At 71.7% G+C, this 22,408-nt stretch carries 13 protein-coding genes and 1 pseudogene; 6 read left to right on the top strand and 8 right to left on the bottom strand.

Annotated features, from left to right (window positions below):
• Positions 1-173 precede the first annotated feature (173 nt).
• Genes ACQPZF_RS25405 through ACQPZF_RS25390 form a run of 4 tightly spaced genes read left to right on the top strand, consistent with a single transcriptional unit; the run spans position 174 to position 5,592 of the window.
• Positions 174-1,703, top strand: coding sequence for an FAD-dependent oxidoreductase (locus ACQPZF_RS25405; RefSeq protein WP_433260904.1), 1,530 nt, complete (start codon positions 174-176; stop codon positions 1,701-1,703).
• Positions 1,704-1,738: 35 nt separating this feature from the next.
• Positions 1,739-3,082, top strand: a complete 1,344-nt coding sequence (locus tag ACQPZF_RS25400) for an amidohydrolase family protein (protein WP_433260902.1) — start codon at positions 1,739-1,741, stop codon at positions 3,080-3,082.
• A 30-nt stretch (positions 3,083-3,112) separates the two neighbouring features.
• Positions 3,113-4,084 (top strand): alpha/beta hydrolase, encoded by a 972-nt coding sequence (locus ACQPZF_RS25395; RefSeq protein WP_433260900.1) that lies wholly within the window; start codon positions 3,113-3,115, stop codon positions 4,082-4,084.
• On the top strand, positions 4,081-5,592 hold the full coding sequence (locus tag ACQPZF_RS25390; RefSeq protein WP_433260898.1) for a CoA-acylating methylmalonate-semialdehyde dehydrogenase: 1,512 nt from the start codon (positions 4,081-4,083) through the stop codon (positions 5,590-5,592). Before ACQPZF_RS25395 ends, ACQPZF_RS25390 begins: the two co-directional genes overlap by 4 nt.
• An 83-nt stretch (positions 5,593-5,675) precedes the next feature.
• Here the strand turns inward: ACQPZF_RS25390 and ACQPZF_RS25385 are convergent, their stop codons facing one another.
• From ACQPZF_RS25385 to ACQPZF_RS25350, 8 genes and pseudogenes are all read right to left on the bottom strand, one after another.
• Positions 5,676-7,466 (bottom strand): thiamine pyrophosphate-requiring protein, encoded by a 1,791-nt coding sequence (locus ACQPZF_RS25385; RefSeq protein WP_433260896.1) that lies wholly within the window; start codon positions 7,464-7,466, stop codon positions 5,676-5,678.
• Between the two features lie 243 nt (positions 7,467-7,709).
• Entirely contained in the window at positions 7,710-9,026 is a 1,317-nt protein-coding gene (locus ACQPZF_RS25380; protein ID WP_433260894.1) for a sodium:proton exchanger, read from the bottom strand.
• A gap of 264 nt (positions 9,027-9,290) precedes the next feature.
• Positions 9,291-9,623 (bottom strand): hypothetical protein, encoded by a 333-nt coding sequence (locus ACQPZF_RS25375; protein ID WP_433260892.1) that lies wholly within the window; start codon positions 9,621-9,623, stop codon positions 9,291-9,293.
• 530 nt (positions 9,624-10,153) lie between these two features.
• Positions 10,154-11,746: pseudogene (gene ctaD / locus ACQPZF_RS25370) on the bottom strand (aa3-type cytochrome oxidase subunit I); the annotation flags it as partial.
• A gap of 145 nt (positions 11,747-11,891) precedes the next feature.
• On the bottom strand, positions 11,892-12,656 hold the full coding sequence (locus ACQPZF_RS25365) for an alpha/beta fold hydrolase (RefSeq protein ID WP_433260890.1): 765 nt from the start codon (positions 12,654-12,656) through the stop codon (positions 11,892-11,894).
• A 196-nt stretch (positions 12,657-12,852) separates the two neighbouring features.
• Entirely contained in the window at positions 12,853-14,109 is a 1,257-nt protein-coding gene (locus ACQPZF_RS25360; protein ID WP_433260888.1) for a putative PEP-binding protein, read from the bottom strand.
• A gap of 103 nt (positions 14,110-14,212) precedes the next feature.
• Positions 14,213-16,066 (bottom strand): FAD/NAD(P)-binding protein, encoded by a 1,854-nt coding sequence (locus tag ACQPZF_RS25355; protein WP_433260887.1) that lies wholly within the window; start codon positions 16,064-16,066, stop codon positions 14,213-14,215.
• Between the two features lie 57 nt (positions 16,067-16,123).
• Positions 16,124-18,376 carry an ATP-binding protein gene (locus tag ACQPZF_RS25350; protein ID WP_433260885.1) on the bottom strand — a complete coding sequence of 751 codons (2,253 nt, stop codon included), beginning with the start codon at positions 18,374-18,376 and terminating at the stop codon, positions 16,124-16,126.
• A gap of 523 nt (positions 18,377-18,899) precedes the next feature.
• On the opposite strand from ACQPZF_RS25350, the gene ACQPZF_RS25345 reads away from it, so the two are divergent.
• Complete coding sequence (locus tag ACQPZF_RS25345; RefSeq protein WP_433260883.1) at positions 18,900-19,166, top strand: hypothetical protein; 267 nt, start codon at positions 18,900-18,902, stop codon at positions 19,164-19,166.
• Between the two features lie 417 nt (positions 19,167-19,583).
• The gene (locus ACQPZF_RS25340; protein ID WP_433260881.1) at positions 19,584-22,400 is read left to right on the top strand and encodes a BTAD domain-containing putative transcriptional regulator; all 2,817 of its coding nucleotides are present in this window, start codon (positions 19,584-19,586) and stop codon (positions 22,398-22,400) included.
• Positions 22,401-22,408 lie beyond the last annotated feature (8 nt).

The following is a 22,408-nucleotide window of genomic DNA, read 5'->3' as shown; positions in this document are numbered from 1 at the left end:
AATCGTCCGCAGCTCTGCTTCGTCGGGCTCTCGACAAATCGAAGACATATAAGCGAAAACTCTTGTTCAGCTTTGCTTGACAGTGCCGCCTGGAAGTCGCATCCTTCTTCGCGGCGGCCGATGACCGCCTAGCGGACATGTGGCCGCTCACCGGTCGTAGTGGAGGACATCCCATGTCGAACAGTGCCCCGTCTGCCGATGTCGTCGTCATCGGCGGCGGTCCGGCCGGTCTGACCGCCGCCGCCGAGGCCGCACGCGCAGGAGCCCGCGTCGTCGTGTTGGAGCGGCGTACCGAGGACACGCACTCGCGCGCCGGCGTGATCCAGCCGCGCGTGCTGGAGCTGCTCGACGCGCGCGGGCTGATGGGGAGGTTCCGGGCGGCGGCCCGGCAGTGGCGGCCGGACTTCGAGGTGCCGCGCTACATGTACGCCGGACTCGCCGGCCTGCGGTACGACCTGTTGGACAGCAAGTTCCCGTACGCGTTGATCCTGCCCCAGATGACCACGGAGCACCTGCTCGCGGAGTGGGCGGTGCAGCAGGGGGTCGACTTCCGGCGGGGCGTCACCTACCTCGGCCACGTCGCGGACGGGGAACGCGTCACGGTCACCGCGCGCGACGTCGACGGGGCGGCGGTCGACCTGGACGCGTCCTACCTGGTGGGCGCGGACGGCGCACGCAGCCTCGTGCGCGAAGCGGCGGGCATCCCCTTCGAAGGCCACCGGACGCGGATGACCGCGGTCGCCGTCGACGCCGACCTGTCCTTCCCGTGGCAGGCGTCGATGCGGATGCGGCGCAACGAGCACGGCTGGGTGCTGGCCTACCCGTTCGGCCGGGGGATCACGCGGTTCATCATCGTCGCCGAGCACCGCCGGCACACGCCCAAGACCGAACCCGTCACCATGCCGGAGGTCCGGGAGTCCCTGCGGCTGATCTTCGGCACCGACTTCGGCCTGACCACGGCGAAATGGCTCTCGCGCTACGGCGACGCGCACCGCCAGGTGCCCGCGTTCCGCAGCGGTCGGGTGCTGCTCGTCGGCGAGGCGACCCGGGTGCACTACCCGGCCAGCGGCATCGGGATGAACTACTGCATGCAGGACGCCTTCAACCTCGGCTGGAAGCTGGGCCTGGCCGCCACCGGCCGGGCGCCCGACGCCCTGCTCGACAGCTACCACGACGAGCGGCACCCGGTGCTCAAGGCGCTGATGGACGACGTCGCCGCGCAGTGCGCCCTGCACTTCGACTTCTCGCCCGGCGGGCTCGCGCTCAAGGACTTCGTGGAACGCGAACTGGTGCCGGTGCCCGAGGTCAACGCCATCCTCCGCAACCGGTTGAGCGGCTTCGGCACGTCCTACCACCGGGCGGCCGACCCGCACCGCGCGGACGGCACGCGCGTGAGCGACTTCCCCGTCGACTCCCCGCTCGGCGCGTGCTACGTCGACGTCGCGAGGAACGCGGGATTCGTCCTGGTCGACACCACCGCGACCCCGCGGGCGCTGCCCGGGTCGATCACCACCGCCGCCGCCGCGCCGGACACCGTCCTCCCGCGGGAGTTGGCCGGCGCCACGACGGCGCTGATCCGGCCGGACGCCTACGTCGCACGCGCCTGGGACGTGCGGCCCACCGACGCCGAGGTGCTGAGCGCCCACCAGGAGGCGATCGGCCTGGCAGCCGCCGAACCGCACCCGGCGGCGGTCGTGCAGTGACCCACGACCCGGCACCGGCGAAACGAGGAACAGCGATGGCCGACCACGCACCGCGGCGCACCCTCATCACGAACGGCTGGGTCGTCACCGGCGACCCGGCGCTCGGCACGACCACCGGGTGCGACGTGCTGATCGAGGACAACCTGATCGCGGCCGTCGGACCGGGCCTGGGCCACGACGGCGCGGAGGTCATCGACGCCACCGGCATGATCGTGCTGCCCGGACTCGTGGACACCCACAAGCACACCTGGCAGTCCGCGGTCCGCCACCGGTGCACCGGACTCGACCTGCGGAGCTACTTCGGCGAGATGTTCGGCCGGCTCGGCCCTCGCTACCGCCCCGAGGACGTGTACGCGGGCACCCTCCTGGGCGCGCTGTCCGCCATCGACGCGGGCACGACCACGCTGATGGACTGGTCGCACGTGCAGAACTCGCCCGAGCACAGCGACCAGGCCATCGCGGCGCTGCGCGACGCCGGGATCCGGGCGGTCTTCGGGCACGGCTGGCCGCTGGTCGACCTGCCGGCGTGGATCGACCGCAGCGAGCGACCGCACACCGACGACGTCCGGCGGATCCGCCGCGACCTGCTGCCCGACGACGGCGCGCTGGTGACGTTGCAGCTTGCCGCTCGCGGACCGGAGCTGTCCACTCTGGACGTGACCGGCCGAGACCTCGGCATGGCGCGCGATCTGGGCATCCGCACGTCCATCCACATGGGATGCGGACCCGAATACGGCGCGGTGGGCGCGATCGCCCAGCTCGACCGCGCGGGGCTGCTGGGTCCGGACCTGACCTTCGTGCACTGCAGCGAGTCCAGCGACGACGAGTTCGCCATGATCGCCGCGAGCGGGGCGTCGGTCGCGCTCGCGCCCCAGCACGAGCAGGGGCTGCCCGGCATCGGGCACACCCCGATCGACCGGGTGCGGGCCTTCGGCGTCACCGCCGGCCTGAGCAGCGACACCGAGACCTTCGGCGCGGCGGACCTGTTCACCCAGCTCCGGGTGGGCTTGGCCGCCCACCGCAACCAGCTCGCGGAAGGGCGGTCCCGGTTCGCCGACCGGCTCTCCCCGTTCGGCGTGCACGAGGCGTTCGCCATGGCCACCCGGGGCGGCGCCGCCGCGCTCGGGCTCGGCGCGCAGGTCGGCAGCCTCACGCCGGGCAAGCGCGCGGACGTCGTCCTCGTCCGCGCGACCGACGTCAACCTCTTCCCGGTGACCGACCCCGTGGCCGCGCTGGTGTCCTCCGCGCACCCCGGCAACGTCGACACCGTCCTGATCGACGGCGTCGTCCGCAAACGCGCCGGCTCGTTCGTCGGCGACGGGCTCGACCGCGCCCGCGAACTCGCGCTGGTGTCCCACCACCACCTCCTCGGCTCCTGACACCGAGTTCGAAACCCCTGAAAGGACCTCATGCCACTCGACCCGGACATCAGCCGTTTCCTCGCCGCTCTCCGGACGGCCGGCGCACCGCCCGGGTTCGCCGGAACTCCCGCGGAGATGCGCGAGCGGATGCGGGGCGCGATCGAGGACAACTGGGATCCGGCGGCCTTCGCCCCGGTCGCGAGCGTCGAGGACCTCCACGTCGGACACCTGCCGCTCAAGGTCGTCCGGCCGGTCGGCCACACCGCCCCGGCGCCGACGGTCCTCTACTTCCACCCCGGCGGCTTCACGATGGGAAGCGCCCACCTCATGCAGGACGTGGCCCGGCGCCTCGCCCACGAACTCCACGCCTGCGTGGTCTCCGTCGACTACCGGCTCGCCCCCGAGCACCCGTTCCCGGCCGCGGTCGAGGACGCGGCGGACGCGCTGCGGTGGGTGGCCGAGTTCATCGACGACCTCGGCGGCGACCCCCACCGCATCGGCCTCGCCGGGGAGAGCTCGGGCGCGAACCTGGCCGCGGTCACCGCGATCGGGGCCCGGGACGCGGGAATCCCCGTGGCGGGCCAACTGCTGGCCGCGCCGGTGACGGACTTCGCGACCGACTACCCGTCGGTCGCCCGCAACGGCGAGGGCCACTTCCTGACCCGCGCCGACCTGGCCGTCATCCGGAGCTGCTACTTCGCCGACGACGACAGCCGCGCCGCGGACCCGCGGGTCTCACCGGCGCTGACGCCGGACCTGGCCGGCGTCGCACCCGCGGTGATCGGCGTGGCGGGGTTCGACCCGCTGTGCGACGACGGGATCGTCTACGCGGCACGACTCCTCCAGGCCGGCGTGAGCACCGCCCTGCGGGTGTACCCGGGCCTCATCCACCCCTTCTTCGGGATGCCCGGCCTGTCACCGGCGGCCGACGCCGCCGTGTCCGAGCTGACCGCCGAATTCGCCGGCCTGCTCGCCGGCCCCGGGCACCCGTCCGCTCCCAGCACGAAGGACAACACATGACCACCGCCCCGTCCGACCTGCGCGAGGTGCGGCACTGGATCGACGGCACCACGCACACCGGCACCGGCACGGACACCGCACCCGTCACCAACCCGGCGACCGGCGAGGTCACCGGCCGGGTCGTGCTGGCCGACCGCGCCGACACCCGGGCCGCGGTCGCCTCGGCGAAGGTGGCCTTCCCCGCCTGGCGCGACCTGTCGCTCACCAGGCGCACCAGGATCCTGTTCCGCTTCCGCGAACTGCTGGAGCAGCGCAAGCCCGAGCTGGCGGAGCTGATCACCGCCGAGCACGGCAAGGTGCTCGCGGACGCGCTCGGCGAGATCAGCCGGGGCCAGGAAGTGGTCGAATTCGCCTGCGGCGCGCCGCACCTGCTCAAAGGCGAGATGACGGAGAACGCCTCCACCAGGGTCGACCTCTGCTCGATCCGCCAGCCGCTCGGCCCGGTCGCGATCGTCACGCCGTTCAACTTCCCCGCGATGGTCCCCCTGTGGTTCATCCCGATCGCCCTCGCCGCGGGCAACACCGTCGTGCTCAAGCCGAGCGAGAAGGTCCCCTCCGCGGCGAACTGGCTCGCCGGGCTGCTGGCCGAGGCGGGCCTGCCGTCGGGCGTGTTCACCGTCCTCCACGGCGACCGGACCGCCGTGGACGGACTGCTCACCCACCCGGACGTCAAAGCCGTCTCGTTCGTCGGATCCACCCCGGTCGCCCGGCACGTCCACGCGACCGCGACCGCGCACGGCAAGCGCGTCCAAGCCCTCGGCGGCGCCAAGAACCACATGCTCGTGCTGCCCGACGCGGACCTGGACGCCGCCGCCGGGGCAGCCGTGAACGCCGGATTCGGGTCGGCGGGGCAGCGCTGCATGGCCGTCAGCGTGGTGGTCGCCGTCGACCCCGTCGCCGACGAGCTGGTCACCCGGATCGCCGAACGGGCCGCGCGCATCAAAACCGGCGACGGAACCCGCGCCAACGACATGGGCCCTCTGGTGACCGGACAGCACCGCGACAAGGTCGCCGCCTACGTCGACGCGGGCGAGCGGGCCGGGGCGCGGGTCGTCCTCGACGGCCGCCACGTCCGGCCGGACGGCGCGGCGGGCGGCTTCTGGCTCGGCCCCACCCTGCTCGACCACGTCACGCCGGAGATGAGCGTCTACACCGACGAGGTCTTCGGGCCGGTGCTGTCCGTCGTCCGGGTCCGCTCCTACGACGAGGCGCTGGACCTGGTCAACGCCAACCCCTTCGGCAACGGGGCGTGCGTGTTCACCAACGACGGCGGCGCGGCGCGGCGCTTCCAACGCGAGGTCGAAGCCGGCATGGTCGGCATCAACGTCCCCGTCCCGGTTCCGATGGCGTACTACAGCTTCGGCGGCTGGAAGGACTCGCTCTTCGGCGACACCCACGCGCACGGCGTCGAGGGGTTCCGCTTCTTCACCCGCGGCAAGGTCGTGACCAGCCGTTGGCCGGACCGCACCGAGGGTGGGATCGACCTGGGTTTCCGGGCGAACGACTGATGCGCTGTTCCGGCGTTCAGCGGTGGCGCTGCGCGAGGCGGGGCACCGCGTAAAGGGTCCGGCGTCCGGATCCGTGGTGAGGTTCAGCGCCTGCCGGGCAGCATCTCCTGGGCCTTGGTCTTGATGCCCTGCGCCATCAGGTGCCAGGCGTCCGGGTCGCCCTTCAGGATGGCCTCGGCGACCGACTTGACCTGGTCGAAGGTGGCGTGCGGCGGGATGGGCGGCACCTCCGGGTCGCAGCGGACGTCCAGCACGGTCGGCGCGTTCGCGCTCAGCGCGCGGTCCCACGCCGGGCCGAGCTGGTCGGGGGAGTCGACGACGACGGCCTCCAGGCCCACGGACCGGGCGAAGCCCGCGTAGTCCACGTCGGGCAGGGACTGGGACTCCTCGAACTTCGGCGCGCCGCCCATCGCCCGCAGCTCCCACGTGACCTGGTTGAGGTCGTTGTTGTGGAACACGCACACGACCAGGCGCTGGTCGGACCACAGCGGCCGGTAGCGGGCGATGGTGATCAGCTCGGCCATGCCGTTCATCTGCATCGCCCCGTCGCCGACCAGCGCGACCACCGGCCGGTCGGGGTGGGCGAACTTCGCGCCGATCGCGTACGGCACCCCCGGGCCCATGGTGGCCAGGGTGCCCGACAGCGACCCGCGCATGGTGCCGCGCATCTTCAGGTGCCGGGCGTACCAGTCGGCGGCCGAACCGGAGTCGGCGGTGAAGATCGCGTTCTCCGGGGCCCGCGCCGACAGCTCGGACACGATGCGCATCGGGTTGACCGGCTTGGCGTCCAACGCGGCCTGCTGCTCCATCGTCTCCCACCAGCCGCTGACGTTCTTCTCGACCTGCTCGCGCCACGTCCGGTCGGGCTTGCGCCGCAGCAGCGGGACCAGCGCCCGCAGGGTCGCGGCGGAGTCGCCGACGAGGTTGACCTCGGTGGGGTAGCGCATGCCGATGAACTTGCCGTCGATGTCGACCTGCACCGCGCGGGCCTGCCCGAACGGGGGCATGAACTGCGAGTAGGGGAAGTTCGACCCGACGATGAGCAGCGTGTCGCAGTCGCGCATCAGCTCGTAGCTCGGGCGGGTGCCCAGCAGGCCGATCGAACCGGTGACGAACGGCAGCTCGTCGGACAGCACGTCCTTGCCCAGCAGCGCCTTGGCCACCCCCGCGCCGGTCAGCTCGGCGACCTGGACGACCTCCTCGGCGGCGGCGCGGGCGCCCTGCCCGATCAGCATCGCCACCTTCTCTCCCGAGTTGAGGACCTCCGCGGCGCGGGCGATGTCGTCCTGGTTCGGGACCAGCACCGAGTTCACCCGGCTGGGCGGGCTGGAGGGCACCTGCTTGAACTCGTGCCCGGGCGGTGTGTACTCCTCCTCCTGGAGGTCGCTCGGGATGATGATCGCGGTGGGGGCGCGTTCGGCGTCGGCGATGCGGATGGCCCGGTCCAGGGCGTTGGGTAGCTGCTCGGCGACGTTGACCTCCACCAGGTAGGCGCCGGCCACGTCCTTGTACAGCGACTGGAGGTCGACCTCCTGCTGGTAGCTGCCGCCCATCGCGCTGCGCGCGGTCTGCCCCACGATCGCCACCACCGGCACGTGATCGCACTTGGCGTCGTAGAGGCCGTTGAGAAGGTGGATGGCGCCGGGCCCGGAGGTGGCCATGCAGACACCGACCTCGCCGCTGAACTTGGCGTAGCCGACCGCCTCGAACGCGGACATCTCCTCGTGCCTGGACTGGATGAACCTGGGGTTGTTGTCGGCTTTGCCGAAGGCGGCCACGATCCCGTTGATGCCGTCACCCGGATAGGCGAACACCTGTTTGACACCCCAGTCGCGCAGCCTGGCGAGCACGTAGTCAGCGACCGTCTCGGACATGCCGATCTCCTCGATTCCGTCGTCCGTTCTGGGCGACTACCCGGCGCGGGGTATTCCACACGCGGTCCGGCCGGATACAAGCCGATCGGAATGCACTCCGGGTGTCAGTTCCCGTCCGCTCCTGGGGTGGCGCCTGCGGGGGCGGAGTCGGGTGAGTGCGCCGGGCGGTACCCCGGCGAGCACCTCTTGCCGGGATCGGCGCCGTGTTGGCGATGTTCGGGTGACGCCGCGCGGCACGTCGGTTCAGGAGCGCTCGGCCAGTTCGCGGAACGGGGTGACCACCCCGTCGCGAGCGGTGCGGGCGCCGATGTGTCGTCGGCGTACCAGTTGGCCGATCGCGAGGACGATGTAGACCGCGGACAGCACGACGATCACCAGTCGGTTGGCGTTGTCGGGCAGCACGATGCTTGCGGTGAACTGGGTGGCGAACAACGCGAACAGGGTCACCGCGCCGGCGGTGGTGAGGCCGAGGTCGGCGAGGATGCTCACCGCGAACAGCGACTGGGCGGCGGTGATGAGCAGTTCCAGGCGCTGGTGGCCGTCCAGGGGCAGGCCGTGCGTGCTGCCGCTGGAGATCGCGAACACCACCGGGATGGTGCCGACCAGCAGGGTCCACTGGTTGACCTTGCTGGACAGCAGCGTGCCCAGGGAGTGCGAGGCCATCAGCCGCGTGGCGTACAGGCAGGCCACGATCAGCTCCGGCGACTCGCTGGCCAGCGGCGCGACCCACTGGACCAGCAGGAACTCGTCGACGCCCAGGTGGGTGCCGGTCGCCACGAGGTCGTGCGCGAAGTGCTCGGCGGTGGCCAGGATGACCAGCCCGGCGAACGCGAACATGCCGGCCACCCACCACCGCCGCGGCCGGCGCGCCTTGCCGCCCACCCACGCCGACACGCCCAGCAGTTGCGGCTGCTCGACCGGGGCTTTGGACAGCCGCCACGCGTAGCCGGCGAAGATGGCCAGGAACACCGCGGCGTCGACCAGCGTGAGCGAGGTGCGCAGCGGCAGGGTCAGCGAGTACAGCGTCGCCGCGCCGAGGAAGACGACTTCGGCCGACATCACCGGGGCCAGCGCCACCCGGCCCTGCCGGGTGGACCGGCTCTCGCGGTCGGCCCGCCGCACGGCGAGTGCGCCCACGAGCACCACCAGCGGCCAGCCGAACCCGACCAGGACCCGGTTGGCGCCGGTCATGTTCGCCAGCGCGAGCGAGCACGGGTCCGCCTCGCCCGGCGGAGGCGCGCAGGTCCCCTGCTGCGCGTACTCCTGACCGGCCTGGAAGGTGAACACCAGGTCGACGGCGTACTCCGGCAGCACCGCCACGAGCGCCAGCACCGCGATGGCCAAGCCCGCGCTGATGTCGACCTGTGCGGCCTCGGCGGCCCAGGACAGCACGAACGCCGCGCCCACGATCGCCAGGCCGAACACCGCCGCGGCCACCGCCGCCGGCAGTTCCGGGTGCGGCGCGCCCAGGTAGTCGGCGGCCCCCAGCCAGGTCCCCGGCAGGGCGACCACCGCCGCGAACAGCAGCCTGAGCGGGAACCCGCGTCGGTCACCTGACAAGGTCGCTCCACCTCCGAGGTAGTGCCGGCGGCGCTGTGGGACGCGCACCCATCAGCGGTACCACCCGTCACGTGGGCTCAACCGTGAGACGGCGGAGCCGCGTGTCCCGCTGTGGTGGGCACGCGTCCCTTGACCACTGGCGGTACGAGGCCAGGACGTTGGCGGCGACGGGGGCGTAGTGGCTGGTGGGGCCCGCCACCGCGTCGGCACGAGCCGCGTCAGTACAAGCCGCGTCAGTACAAGCCGCGTCAGTACAAGCCGCTGTCACGAGCGGTCGTTGCGGCGGATGCGGAGCGCGATCACCGCCGCGATGATCGCGGTGCCGACCACGCCGGCGATCGAGGCCACCCGCTCCTCCAGCGGCCCGCCCGTGCGGGGCGGGCGGCGCAGCCACGCTCGGCCCCGCCGGACGACCGAGACCGCGACGCCCGACGCGACCGCGACCAGGACCACGGCGACGACGGGTGCGTAGGCGGCGCTGCCCGACTCGTGCCGCAGCGCGGTGAGCAGCAAGGCGGCGAGGTAGGCGGTGGTCACCGAGCCGGCCGCGACCTTCCACCAGTACAGCCGGTCGTCCTGCCGCGGGCGGCTGCTCACGGTTCACCTCCGGGTCGGTCACGGGACCGGTCGGCCTGTTCGTCGCTCCACGGGTTGGCGAACCGGCCTCCCACGCTGAACAGCGCGCCCGTCAGGAGGAGCGCCCCCAATCCGAGGTGCAACAGGCTGTCGGGGTGGCCGAGTCCGAAGGGGCGCGTGGGCTCCGTCGACGTGGCGGGCCAGACGAACAGGCCCAGCATCAGCACCGAGCCCGCGAACGCGAACCCGACCAGCGACCGGCGCCACCACGGGCTCACCCCGGCCGCGACGGCGAACGCCGCGAGCAGTGCGGCGTGCCCGACGCCGATGTCCCACCACAGGAGGCGGTCACCGGCGAAGCCGACCGCCGCCGCGACGCCCGCGACGGCCGCGGCCGTCAGCACGAACACCCGTGCGATGCGGTCACGTCGGTTGCGGCCCAGGTGGGCCGGCCCGGTGCCCTGCTGCTCGGTGCGCTTGAACGACTCGTCCGCGTGGAAGCCCTCGCGTTCGTGCCGGTGCCCGGTCTTGCGGCCACCGGGTCCGCCGACGGCCTCGCGGCGCATCCGCTCCGCCGCCTCGGGGTGGTGCAGTTCGAAGGCGGGGCGTTCGGAGCGGATGCGGGGCAGCCGGTGGAAGTTGTGGCGTGGCGGTGGGCTGGTGGTCGCCCATTCGAGGGAGTTGCCGAAGCCCCAGGGGTCTTCCGAGGTGACGCGCTCGCCGTGCCGGTGCGTGCGGAAGGCGTTCCAGACGAACACCAGTGTGGACGCGCCGAGCAGGAACGACCCGATGGTGGAGACCAGGTGCATCCCGGTGAACCCGTCGCCGGGCAGGTAGTCGGCGTAGCGGCGGGGCATCCCGGCCTCGCCCAGCCAGTGGTGGACCAGGAACGTGGCGTGGAAGCCGACGAACGTGGTCCAGAAATGCCACTTGGCCAGGCCCTCGTCGAGCATCCGACCGGTCATCTTGGGCCACCAGAAGTACAGGCCCGCGAAGGTGGCGAACACGATGGTGCCGAACAGCACGTAGTGGAAGTGGGCGACGACGAAGTAGGTGTCGGTGAGGTGGAAGTCCAGCGGCGGGGAGGCGAGGACCACCCCCGACAAGCCGCCGAACAGGAACGTGACCAAAAACCCGATCGACCACAGCATGGGTGCCTCGAAGGTGAGGCTGCCGCGCCACATCGTGCCGATCCAGTTGACGAACTTGATGCCCGTGGGCACGGCGATGAGGAAGGAGGTGAAGGCGAAGAACGGCAGCAGGACGGCGCCGGTGGCGAACATGTGGTGCGCCCACACCGCGGCCGACAGCAGTGTGATGGTGATGGTGGCGAACACCAGGCCGCGATAGCCGAAGATCGGCTTGCGGCTGAACACCGGCAGGATCTCGGTGATGATGCCGAAGTAGGGCAGGGCGACGATGTAGACCTCGGGGTGGCCGAAGAACCAGAACAGGTGCTGCCAGAGGACCGCCCCGCCGTTGGCCGGGTCGAACACGTGCGCGCCGAGGTGCCGGTCGGCCAGCAGCCCGAACAGGGCGGCGGTCAGCACGGGGAAGGCCAGCAGGACCAGGATGCTGGTGAACAGGATGTTCCAGGTGAAGATGGGCATCCGCCACAGGGTCATCCCCGGCCCGCGCAGGCAGACCACGGTGGTGATCATGTTGACCGCGCCGAGGATGGTGCCCAGCCCGCTGACGACCAGCCCGGCGGCCCACAGGTCGGCGCCCACGCCGGGGGAGTGCGCCGCGCCGCTGAGCGGGGTGTAGCCGGTCCAGCCGAAGTCGGCGGTGCCGCCGGGGGTGAGGAACCCGCTGAGCACGATGAGCCCGCCGAACAGGAACAGCCAGTAGGACAGGGCGTTGAGGCGCGGGAACGCCACGTCCGGTGAGCCGATCTGGAGGGGCAGGACGAAGTTGGCGAAGCCGAAGACGTTCGGGGTGGCGTAGAGCAGCAGCATCAGGGTGCCGTGCGCGGTGAACATCTGGTTGTACTGCTCGTTGGACAGCAACTGCAGGCCGGGCGCGGTGAGTTCGGCGCGCATGAACAGGGCGAGCAGGCCGCCGATGACGAAGAACCCGAAGGACGTCGCCAGGTAGAGGATGCCGATCTGCTTGTGGTCGGTGGTGCGCAGGAGGCCCAGCAACCGCTTGCCGGGCTCGTGGTCGAGGTCGGCCGGGTACGGGTGGGAGGAGTCGGGCCGCTCGCGCTCGGCGTGCCCGCGGCCTTGGTCGATCGGCTCCAGGACGATCCGCTTGCTCGGCACGACTCACCTGCCCTGGATTCCCGCGTCACACGAGTGACGGCACCCGATCGTCCTCTGTGGCCCAGGAGGCGAGCCTCGGCCGCAGGACGCGGTAGAAGTCGGGGTGCAGGCCCATCGCGGTGTGGCTGCTGCGGATCTCGACGCACTCCGCGCTGGGGTCCTGGCACAGGTGCCACGGTGCGACGCGGTCGAGGCGGGAGTAGACGGCCAGGGCAGGGACCGAGGGCGGCAGTTCCGCGGCGAGCAAGGCCACGTTGGTCTCGTAGCAGGAGCCGGTGAAGCAGTCGTCGTCGAGCAGTCCGGGCACGCCGAGAGCGGACAGCCGCGCCAACGCCCGCGCGACCCTGACCACCCCGGAGGTCGCGCCGAGTGGGTTGAGCACCGGGGATCCGAGCGTCACCAGACCCCGGACCAGGTCCGGCCTGCGCACCGCCGCCAGCCTGCCGAGCCAGCCGCCGCGGCTCTGCCCGAGCAGGACCACCCGCCGCCCGGTGAGGTCCGCGTGCTCTTCGAGCCGCCGCTCGATGCGGTCGACCAACTCGCTCGTGCAGCCCACGTTGAACCCGATCCGAGCGGGCGCGGGCCGGTAGCCCCGCGCCCGGAGCCACGCCGCCGCCAGGGCGAGGCTGCGGTCGCCGAACCCGAAACCGGGGACGAGCAGCACGCCGAGGCCCGCGCCCTCGTCCGGGGACCTGCGCCGCCAGTCCGCGTCGCGCAGGAGGCGGGGGACCATGCTCAGCATCACGAGCAGCGTCTGCTCGGTCTCGGCGACCCGTTTCAGTGCTCGCATGGCTCCTCCTGTCCGCGGCCGGTGACCGCCGCAGCCTGGCTTCGCCTACTCGACGTACCCTGTCCGGTCAGCGGCAAACGAGCCGGACAGCGGGGAAGTGGAGTGGTGGCGACGGAACCGGGTACTCCCAACGCATGGCGGTCGAGCCGCGACGCCTTCCCGGAAGAGGCGCCGCCCGGCCCGGGTGTCCGACCGTCTACACCGGACTGGGATCGGGTTGCCGGTCCACCAGTTGACGCAGTTCCGCCGTGCACATCATGAAGCGGTCCACCGGCAGGTCGGCCAGGTAGTGGTCGGCGTCCACGCCGAGCGCGAACACGTGCACCGGGATGCCCGCGGCGCGGCCGTCCTCCAGCGCCTGGCGCAGACCGGCCAGCACGGCGGGGTGCCGGGTCTGGTAGTAGGCGGCGACCCGGTGGTTGCCCCGGTCGGCCGCCAGGTAGAACTGGGTGAGGTCCTTGGTGCCGACGAAGACCTCGCTTGCCCCGGCGGCGCAGAACGCGGCCGTCGAGTGCACCGCGGCGGGTGTCTCCACGAACACCGACAGCGGCACGTCGTCCGACAGGTCCAGGCGGGCCCGCAGCCGTACGAACTCGTCGCTGTCGTTGATGAACGGCACGGCGAAGGTCAACCGGTCGGCGTCCGGGCCCAGGCGCTCCAGCACGTGTCCGCGCAGCGCCCGGAAGGCGTCCGGGTAGTGCGGCTCCTGCAACAGCCAGCGCGCCCCGTGCAGGCCCAGCTCGGGGTTGGTCTCGTGGTCGACGTCGGTCGCGTTGGTGATCCGGGCCGCGTCGTCGGAACGCAGGTCCAGCAGCCGCATCACCAGGCGCTGGCCGGGCAGCAGCTCCTTGACGATCGCGCACAGCTCCGCACCGATCGCCGCGCCGTAACGCTCGGCCTCGCGCACGCCCGCGCGCAGGGCGTCCAGCGGGCTCAGGCCCGCCGACAGGCAGACGAACTCCTCGCGGATGAAGAAGGACTCCACCTGCTCGACCCGGGGCGTCAGCGCGTTGGTCGCCTGGACGTCGGTCCCGTCGGCGATCACCACGCAGATCGACCGCAGGTCTTCGGGTTTCACCGTCGGCCAGCCGCCGGTGTCGTCGTGCGGCTCGACACCGCCGAGGGTCACCGATTGGCGGTCGGTGCGCACGGTGACTTCCCCGACGATGTCCGGGAGGTCGGCGGTCGCGACCCGGAGCACCGGGATGCCGCGCGAGCGGCACAGCGACTCCATGTGACCGGTCCGGCCGCCCGCCGAGCAGACGACCGCGACCGACGCGACGATCGCCTCGTACAGCTCGGGGCCGAGCTTTTCCACCACCAGGACGGAACCGCGTTGCGGCCGACCGGTGCGGTTGCCGACACCTCGGACACTCGTCGCCGGCCCGCCGACCAGCACTACACCCGGGATTTCACGAGGCTCACGGTGTTCTCCCTGCCGAATCCGAGGCATGGCACGAGCGTCGCAGTCGCCCGGCCGGCTCGGCATCTTCCCGAGTGCCGGGGTAGTGGGGGCCCCGCAATCGCGCTACTCCGTTCCGGGCGGAAATCGCCGTTCAGCCGGTCGGACCCTCCGGTCCGTCGAGTCCGAGGAGGGTCCTCAGGTCGCGCGGGGTCACCGAGAGGTCGGTCAGCTTGACCGTCGCGGCGGCGTTCACCGCGAAACGCAGCGCCCGGTCGGAAACCGGTTTTCCGCCATTTCGGAAGGTGATGTCCCGGATTCGTCGGATGCCGCGCTCCAGGCGGATGGCGTGCGCGTTGCGTTCCGTGCGGCGGCGGGCGGCCATGCGCCGCACGTCGAGCGTCACGGAGTGCGTGAAGGCCTCGTGCAGTTCGTGGTCGGCCGTGTCGGTCAGCGCGGTGGCCTGTTCGTCGAAGCAGGACTCGATCCGGTGCAGCACGGTCGTCGCGGCTGTGACGGAGTGGTTCTTGATGGCGGCCAGGTTGAAGGTGAACGCGCCCGTCCGGCCGTTGCGGACCAGCTCGTCGCCTTCCCGGGGGCTGCCGACGACCAGGATCGGCCCGGACGGCGCGCCGTCCGAGCCGACCAGGTTGCCCGCCGCGTCCACTTCCACCCCGCGACCCGTGCGGCGGTGCGCGACGGCCGTTTTCCGGCGCAGGAGGTTCACCCAGAGCGTCGAGTCGGCGCGGGTGTAATCGGACTCCCGGCCGAAATTGCCGAGCACCAGATCGGCCTCGATGGTGTGCGCGGTGTCCCGGCCGGCGACCGACAGCACCAGCGAGCCGTTCTCCCCGGCCCGGATGTGCTCGACCGTCCCGCTGGTCAGGGTGATCCGACCGGTGGCGAGGGCGGCGTCGACGGTCTCCGTGGTGTAGGACATCGCGCCGACCCGCAGCACGGCCAGGAGGCTGCCGTAGGTGTCGAGAGCCCACCGGAGGTCGGCCGAGGGCACCCGTTCCAGGATCGCGGGCAGGTGGGGCTCCCAGGACTTGGCGACCCGTTCGGGGATCACCTCCGGGGCCACGTCGGGGTGCTCGGCGGCGACCGCGGCGCACGCGCGCTCCCATTCCGCGGTGAACCGGCGGACGAACTCCTCGCGTCCTTCGTACCCGTCGGCCTTCAGGTCCGGCGGCGGCAGGTCGATGACCCGGTGCCGGTGGTCGTCCGGATAGGTCCGCAGGGTCAGTCCGGATCGCGAGATCAGGTGGATCGGGCCGCGGTGCCCGCGGCGCAGGAGCAGGGTCGCGGAGTCGTACGCGCTCAGCAAGGTGCCGACGATGGCGACCGCCGCGTCCGGCCGAAGGCCGAGCAGTTGTTCGACGCCGGCTTTCGAGTAGGGGTTGCGGACGAACGCGGGGTGCTCCGTCACTTCTGCCGCGAAAGCCGGGTAGCGCATTTCCAGCCCGGTCGCGAGGATGACCTGGTCGGCTTTCAGAACCGCCCGGTCGACGCGTTCACCGCCGGTTTCCCCGGCGAATCCCTCGATCACCACGTCGACCTGGTCGCCGGTCACCTCGATGTCCACGACTTCACCGTCCGCCTCGACCAGGACTACGCCCTCGGCCGCCTCCCGGACCGCTTCGGCGAGCCGGGCCGCCAGGTACTCGGGGTAGATCCGGCGGGGCGCGGGACCGAACTCGGTGAAGGTGTGCCCACGCCACTCGTCCGGCCAACCCGACCGGTCCACCTCGTGGTTCGCCCAGTTCACGAAGTCGTCCACGTCCTCCCGGAACGCCGACATGCGGCCCGCCTGGATGTTGAACACGTGGTGCCAGTGGTTGCCGTCCGGCTGGTAGGCGACACCGGAATTCCGGTAGTCCGCCCGACGTTCGACGAGCACGACCTCCAGCGGTTCCCGGGCGCACCGGAGAATGCGCACAACGGTCGCCGTACCACCTAATCCCGCTCCCACGACAACTACCCTGCGGATTCGATCGAAAGGCTGCATTCTGCCCCCACAAATGCTTTTTCGGTGATCAGCCGTACATTACCGTCGATCCCGCCGCTAGCACACGTCGTTGTGACCGTTCCGCGTGTGCGTCACTTCGGACTCGTTGCGGGATGGGGCGTCCGCGATGGTGTCGTTGCGGGCGCGGTCGAGGGTGTCGAGTTGTTGTTGGACGCGTTGGGTGTCGGTGTCGCGGCCTTGTTGTCGGTAGAGCTCCAGGGCTTCCTGCCAGGTGGTGCGGGCTTGGTCGTAGCGGCCGAGGGCGGTGTGTGGGTGGCCGAGGTGGTCGAGGACGTCCGCGACGTCGTAGAGGCTGTTGACCTCGCGGTACAGGGTGGCGGCGCGTTGGTGGTGGTGGATGGCCTGGTGGTGGTGGCCGGTGTGGTGCTCGACCAGGCCCAGGACGTCCTGGACGCCTGCCTCGCCGCGGGGGGTGTGGTGGTGGCGGAGCAGCGCGAGGGCGGCCTGGCAGTGGTCGCGGGCGGTGTCGTGGTCGCCCAGATGGGCGGCGTGCAGGCCCATCGTGCTGAGCGCTGCGGTTTCGGAGATCGGTTTGTCGAGGGTGCGGTAGAGGTCCACGGCGCGTCGGGCGTGGTCGAGGGCTTTGCGGTGGTCTCCGCGCTGCCCCGATGCCAGTGCGAGTTCGTTGTGGGTGGCGGCTTGTTGGTCGGTGTCGTGGTGGTGTTCGGCTCGGACGAGGGCTTGGTGCAGGTGTCCGGCGGCTTCGGCGTGCTGTCCCAGTCGGGAGTGGGCGCGGCCGAGGTGTCGGTGGGCGCGGATGCGGCGTGCGGGGTCGGGTAGTCGGGTCGCGGCGTCCAGTGCGGCGCGCCAGGTGGTCACGTCGCTGTGGCGGTGTCCCCGCCGCCAGTGGAAGACGACCAGGTTCCAGGCGAGGTGCCAGACGGTGTGGTGGCGTTGCCGGCGGGCCGCGGTGCGTTGGGCGGCGAGCAGGTGGGCGTGTTCGGCGTCGAACCAGGCCATCGCCGAGGACGGGTCGGGCAGCGGGTGCGGGCGGACGGCGGGTGCCGCGGGTTCCGGTCGGATCGGGGTGGCTTCGGGTTCCAGGAGGTATTGGGCGGTGTGGGCGGTGTGCAGGTAGAAGTCCACCACCCGTTCCAGCGCTTCCCGCCGTACGGGCTCGGCCAGGTCGCTGTGGGCGAGTGTGGCGGCGTAGGCGCGGATCAGGTCGTGCATCGCGTAACGACCGCCCGCGTGCCGGTCGATCAGCGACGCGTTTTCCAGGGCGCCCAGCACCTGCACGGTGTGCTCCCGCGAGAAGCCGGCGAGGGCCGCGGCGGCGGGGATGCCGGTGTCCGGGCCGGGGGCGATGCTCAGCAGGGCGAACACCCGGCGTTGTTCGGCGGTCAGGTGGCGTAGCGACCAGGACAGCACGCCCGGCAGGCTGGCGGCCGGGTCGGCGTCGTCCAGCGCGGCCGGGCCGGATTCGCGCACCTCGGCGACGATCTCCGCCAGCGGCAGGCCCGGCCGGGCGCGGGTGCGGGCGGCGACGATCCCCAGCGCCAGCGGGAACCCGCCGCACAACGCGATCAGCTCTCCCACCGCCCGCTCGTCGCCTGCCACCCGTGCCGCGCCCAGCGACGACGCCAGCAGGGCGTGGGCCTCGGCGTCGGGCAGCACGCCCAGCGGCAGCGGACGGGCGCCGTGCCGGGCGACCAGCCCCGCGAGCCGGTTGCGGCTGGTCACCAGCACCGTGCAGGACCGGCCGCCGGGCAGCAGCGGGACGACCTGCTCGGCGGTGGCCGCGTTGTCCAACACGACCAACATCCGCCGCCCGGCGACCAGACTCCGGTACAACGCCGCCCGCGCGTCCGACCCGGCCGGCAGCCGATCGGGATCCACACCCAACGCGTCGAGGAACCCCCGCACCGCCGTCTCCCACGCCACCGGCTCCCCGACCGGGCTGAAACCACGCAGGTCCACGAACAACTGCCCGTCGGGGAACCGGCCCAGGTTCCGGTTCGCCCACGCCAGGGCCAGCCACGTCTTGCCGATCCCACCCGGTCCGCCGATCGCCGAGATCACCACCGTCACCCCCGCCACCGACAGATCGGCGGAAGCCGGACCCGACACCCCGCCCCGCCCCTCCGCGGCGAGCACCGCCCCCGACACCAGAGCACCGTCCAACAGGGCCAACTCGGCGACCCGACCGGTGAACAACTCAGGCGCCGCCGGCACCTGACGCGGCACCACCGGCACGGCCGGCAAACGCTGAGGGTGCACGGTCACACCGCCGTGCACCGCACCGGCCTGCACCACCACACCCGGAGGACCCGACACCGCATTGCGCACCCCGGCACCACCCCCGGGTCCGTCCGGCTGTTCCGGTACGGGCATCACCACCCCCAGCACCTCCCCAGTGCCGTCCACGAACGGGCCGTCTCAGCATTCCACCGTGGCACCGGTCGCGGCGGCGGAATCACGCAGCACGGCTTCATGAGTTCTCCTCGTGATCCTGTCGCCGCCCTCGGACTGGCAAAAATGTCAAATCAGTTCCCATCGGGTGATCCGGGCCTGGCGGCGCAGGAATCGCAGGTACTCACCGAATGTGCGGGCCGGTCGGTCCGCACGGCGGCGGCCCCTGAACGGCGAGACGGCATTCGCCGCGATGGAGGGAAGTTCGCGGCGCGGATAAGGTGACCCGTGTGGAACGGGCTGTGCGGTTACTTCACGCCTCGTCGTTCGGCGCGGCGGCCGTCGAATACGCCGAGCACCGTCCGGACTACGCGCCGGACGCGGTGCGCTGGGCGCTGGCATCCGCGCCCGGCCGGGTAGTGCCGAGGCGATACCGCTGCCGGACGCGTCCGTTGACGCCGTGCTGGCCGGGAACGCGCTGCACTGGTTCGACATGGCCGTCGCGGGGCCCGAGATCGCCAGGGTCCTCGTGCCCGGCGGCGTCCTGGCGGGCCTATGGAACGTCCTGGATGACCGGGTCGACTGGGTGGCAGGGCTTGGGCGGGTCGGCGGGGGCGCGGCCATCGGCCCGCGCGACACGTTCGGTAGTTGGCGCGCCGCGACCGCGGGACTGCACCTTCCCGCCACCGGTCTGGTCACTCGCGTCCGGCAGTGCTCGACGGGATAGTCGGCCGGCGCCACCTGCGGGCCGCTGATCCCTGCGCCGGCCGCGTCACCTCACCGCGGAATCCGGGCGCCGTCAAGCGCATCGTGGCACGACGCCTCGCGACATGTCCACGAACCAAGATGCGGTATGTCCTTTCGTGCAACAGTCAGCGTATTCCCGACACCGGGACTTGTGGACGGTCGGACGCCGGCTTACCGTGCGGCGGCATGAGGCACGGCGCGCATCCGTCCGCGTGCCGCCGACCGATCCGTGCCCTGGCCGAGGAAACGGCCGGCCCGGTTCCGTCGTTTCAGGACCGGTGTACCACGCTGTGGCGTGACAGTTGCCGGGGCGCGTCCGACACCCGCGCTTGGCCGAACTCGCCGCGTGCCTGTTCGGTGATTCCGGCACAGGGCGGACACGGGTCAGGAGGTCGTGATGACGGTGTGGTTCCGGTTGCTGGGTGGTATCGAGGCCGAGGTCGGCGGTGTGCCGGTGGAGTTGGGTTCGGCCAAGCAGCGTGGGGTGTTGGCGGTGCTGTTGGTGGAGGCCGGTCAGCTCGTTCCGATGGATCGGTTGCTGACGTGCGTGTGGGGTGAGCCGGTTCCAGTCCGGGCCCGGAATTCGCTGTACACCTATCTTTCCGGTTTGCGGGCGGCGTTGTCCGGTGCCGGGGATGTGCAGTTGGAGCGTCGTTCCGGCGGTTACCGGCTCACCGTCGAGGAACAGCGCGTGGATCTGCATGTGGTGCGGGAGTTGGTGGCCGGGGCGCGTGCGGTGGACGATGAGCGGGCGGTGGAGTTGTTCGAGCAGGCCTTGGGGATGTGGCGGGGTGCGCCGTTGGCGGATCTGGACACTCCCTGGGCGGACAGCCTGCGCGTCACTTTGGGACGGGAGCGGCTGGCGGCGGAGTTGGATCACGTGGATGTCGCGTTGCGCCTGGGTCGGCATGCGGAGTTGTTGCCGGGTCTCGCGGATCGGGCGCAGCGTCATCCGTTGGACGAGCGGGTCGCCGGTCAGTTGATGCTGGCGTTGTACCGCAGTGGTCGGCAGGCCGACGCGTTGGAGCAGTACCGGCAGGTGCGCATGCGGTTGGTCGACGAACTCGGCGCCGATCCCGGGGTCCGGCTCCAGGAGTTGTACCGGCGGATCCTGGACACGGATGCGGATCTGACCGCTCCGGCCAGGGCCGCGGTCGCGGTGGCGTCGGTGGTGGTGCCTCGTCAGTTGCCGGCTCCGCCCCGGTTGTTCACCGGCCGTACCGACGAGTCCGCCCGGTTGACCAAGGCGGTGGAGGCCGCGGACGCGACGGTGGTGATCTCGGCGTTGGCCGGGGCCGGTGGGATCGGCAAGACCTGGCTCGCGCTGCACTGGGCGCACCACAACACCGACCGCTTCCCCGACGGGCAGCTTTTCGTGGACCTGCACGGGTTCAGTCCCACCGGCCCGCCGACCGCCCCGGAGGAAGCGCTGCGGGGGTTCCTCGGCGCTCTGGGCGTCGCCCCGGACCGCATCCCGCACGACCCGGACGCCAAGTCTGCCTTGTTCCGCAGCCTGGTCGCGGACCGGCGGATGCTGATAGTGCTGGACAACGCCGCCACCGCGGACCAGGTGGTGCCGCTGCTGCCCGGCACGTCGACCTGCACCGTGCTGGTCACCAGCCGCAACCGGCTCCCGGGGCTGATCGCCCGCCACGGCGCCCAGCCGCTGCCCCTGGACGTGCTCACCGACACCGACGCCCACGCCCTGCTGGTCGCAGCCCTGGGCGCGGAGCGCGTCGCCGCCGACGAACCCGCCGCCGCCGAACTCATCGCGCTGTGCGGCGGGTTCCCACTCGCGCTCGGCCTGATCACCGCCCGCGCCGCCGCCGAGCCCCACCTGCCGCTGGCCGAAGCCGTCGCCGAACTACGCGAGTCGGGCCTGGACGCCCTCGACGACGACGACCCCACCGCGAGCCTGCCCGCCGTGCTGTCCTGGTCGTTGCGCCACCTCACCGAGCAGCAACGCATCGCGTTCGCCATGCTGGGTATCGCACCCGGCCCCGATATCGATCTGCCCGCCGCCGCCAGCCTCACCGGCCTGCCCGCACGGGACACCCGAGCGGTGCTGCGCGCACTGGCCGACGCCTCCCTGATCGACACCCAACACCCCGGCGGCCGATACGCCATGCACGACGTCGTCCGCGCCTACGCGGCCATGGTTGCCGACACCCTGCCCGAACCGGTGCGGCTGTCCGCGCTGGACCGGGTGGTCGACTTCTACCTCCACACCGCCCACACCGCCGCGTTCCACTTGAACCCCCACCGCCCGCCGATCACGCTCGACCCGCCCGCCCCCGGCACCCACCCCCACCCACTGCCCGACCACCCGGCGGCGATGGACTGGCTGGACGCCCACCACCCCCACCTGCTCGCCACCCAGCACACCGCCGTCCACCACCACCGCTACCAGACGGTGTGGCACCTGGCCTGGACCCTGACCACCTTCCACCAACGGCGGGGACACCGCCACGACGCCCTCGCCGTATGGCAGACCGCACTCGACGTCGCCGACCACCTGCCCGACCCCACCATCCGCATCCTCGCCCACCGCTACCTCGGCGCGGCCCACGCCGAATCCGGCCGACACGACCCGGCCATCAGCCACCTGAACCAGGCCCTCGCGCTGGCCGAACAGCACGACGACCCCACCCAGCAGGCCCACACCCACGACGTCTTCGCCCGGGTATGGGAACTCCAGGACGACGACCGGCGGGCCTTGGAACACTGCCGGCTCGCCCTGGATCTCTTCCGCACCCTCGACAACCCGGTGTGGGAGGCCGACCTGCTCGCCTCGGCCGGCTGGTTCGCCGCCCGCCTCGGCGACTACGACACCGCCCGCGAGCACTGCCAGGCCGCCCTCGTCCTGCAACGACAGCACAACTACACCGACGGCGAGGCCACCACCCTGGACAGCCTCGGCTACATCGACCACCACACCGGCAACCACCACCAGGCCATCGAGTACTACCGGCAGGCCTTGGCCCTGTTCCACACGCTCGGCTACGTCACCGTCGCCGCCAACGCGCTCGACACCCTCGGCCACTCCCACGCCGCCCTCGGCCAACGCGACCAGACCCGCGCGGTATGGCAGGAGGCCCTCAAGCTGTACCGGGAACAAGGCCGCGACACCGACGCCCAACGCATCCAGCAACAGCTCGACAACCTCGACAAGACCACCCACCACAGTCCGGCCGGAGCCCCTGACCCTGCCTAGGCGGCAAC

The organism is Actinosynnema sp. CS-041913 (assembly GCF_050942485.1).
Taxonomy (GTDB): domain Bacteria; phylum Actinomycetota; class Actinomycetes; order Mycobacteriales; family Pseudonocardiaceae; genus Actinosynnema.
This window is presented reverse-complemented; position numbering and strand designations above follow the sequence as displayed.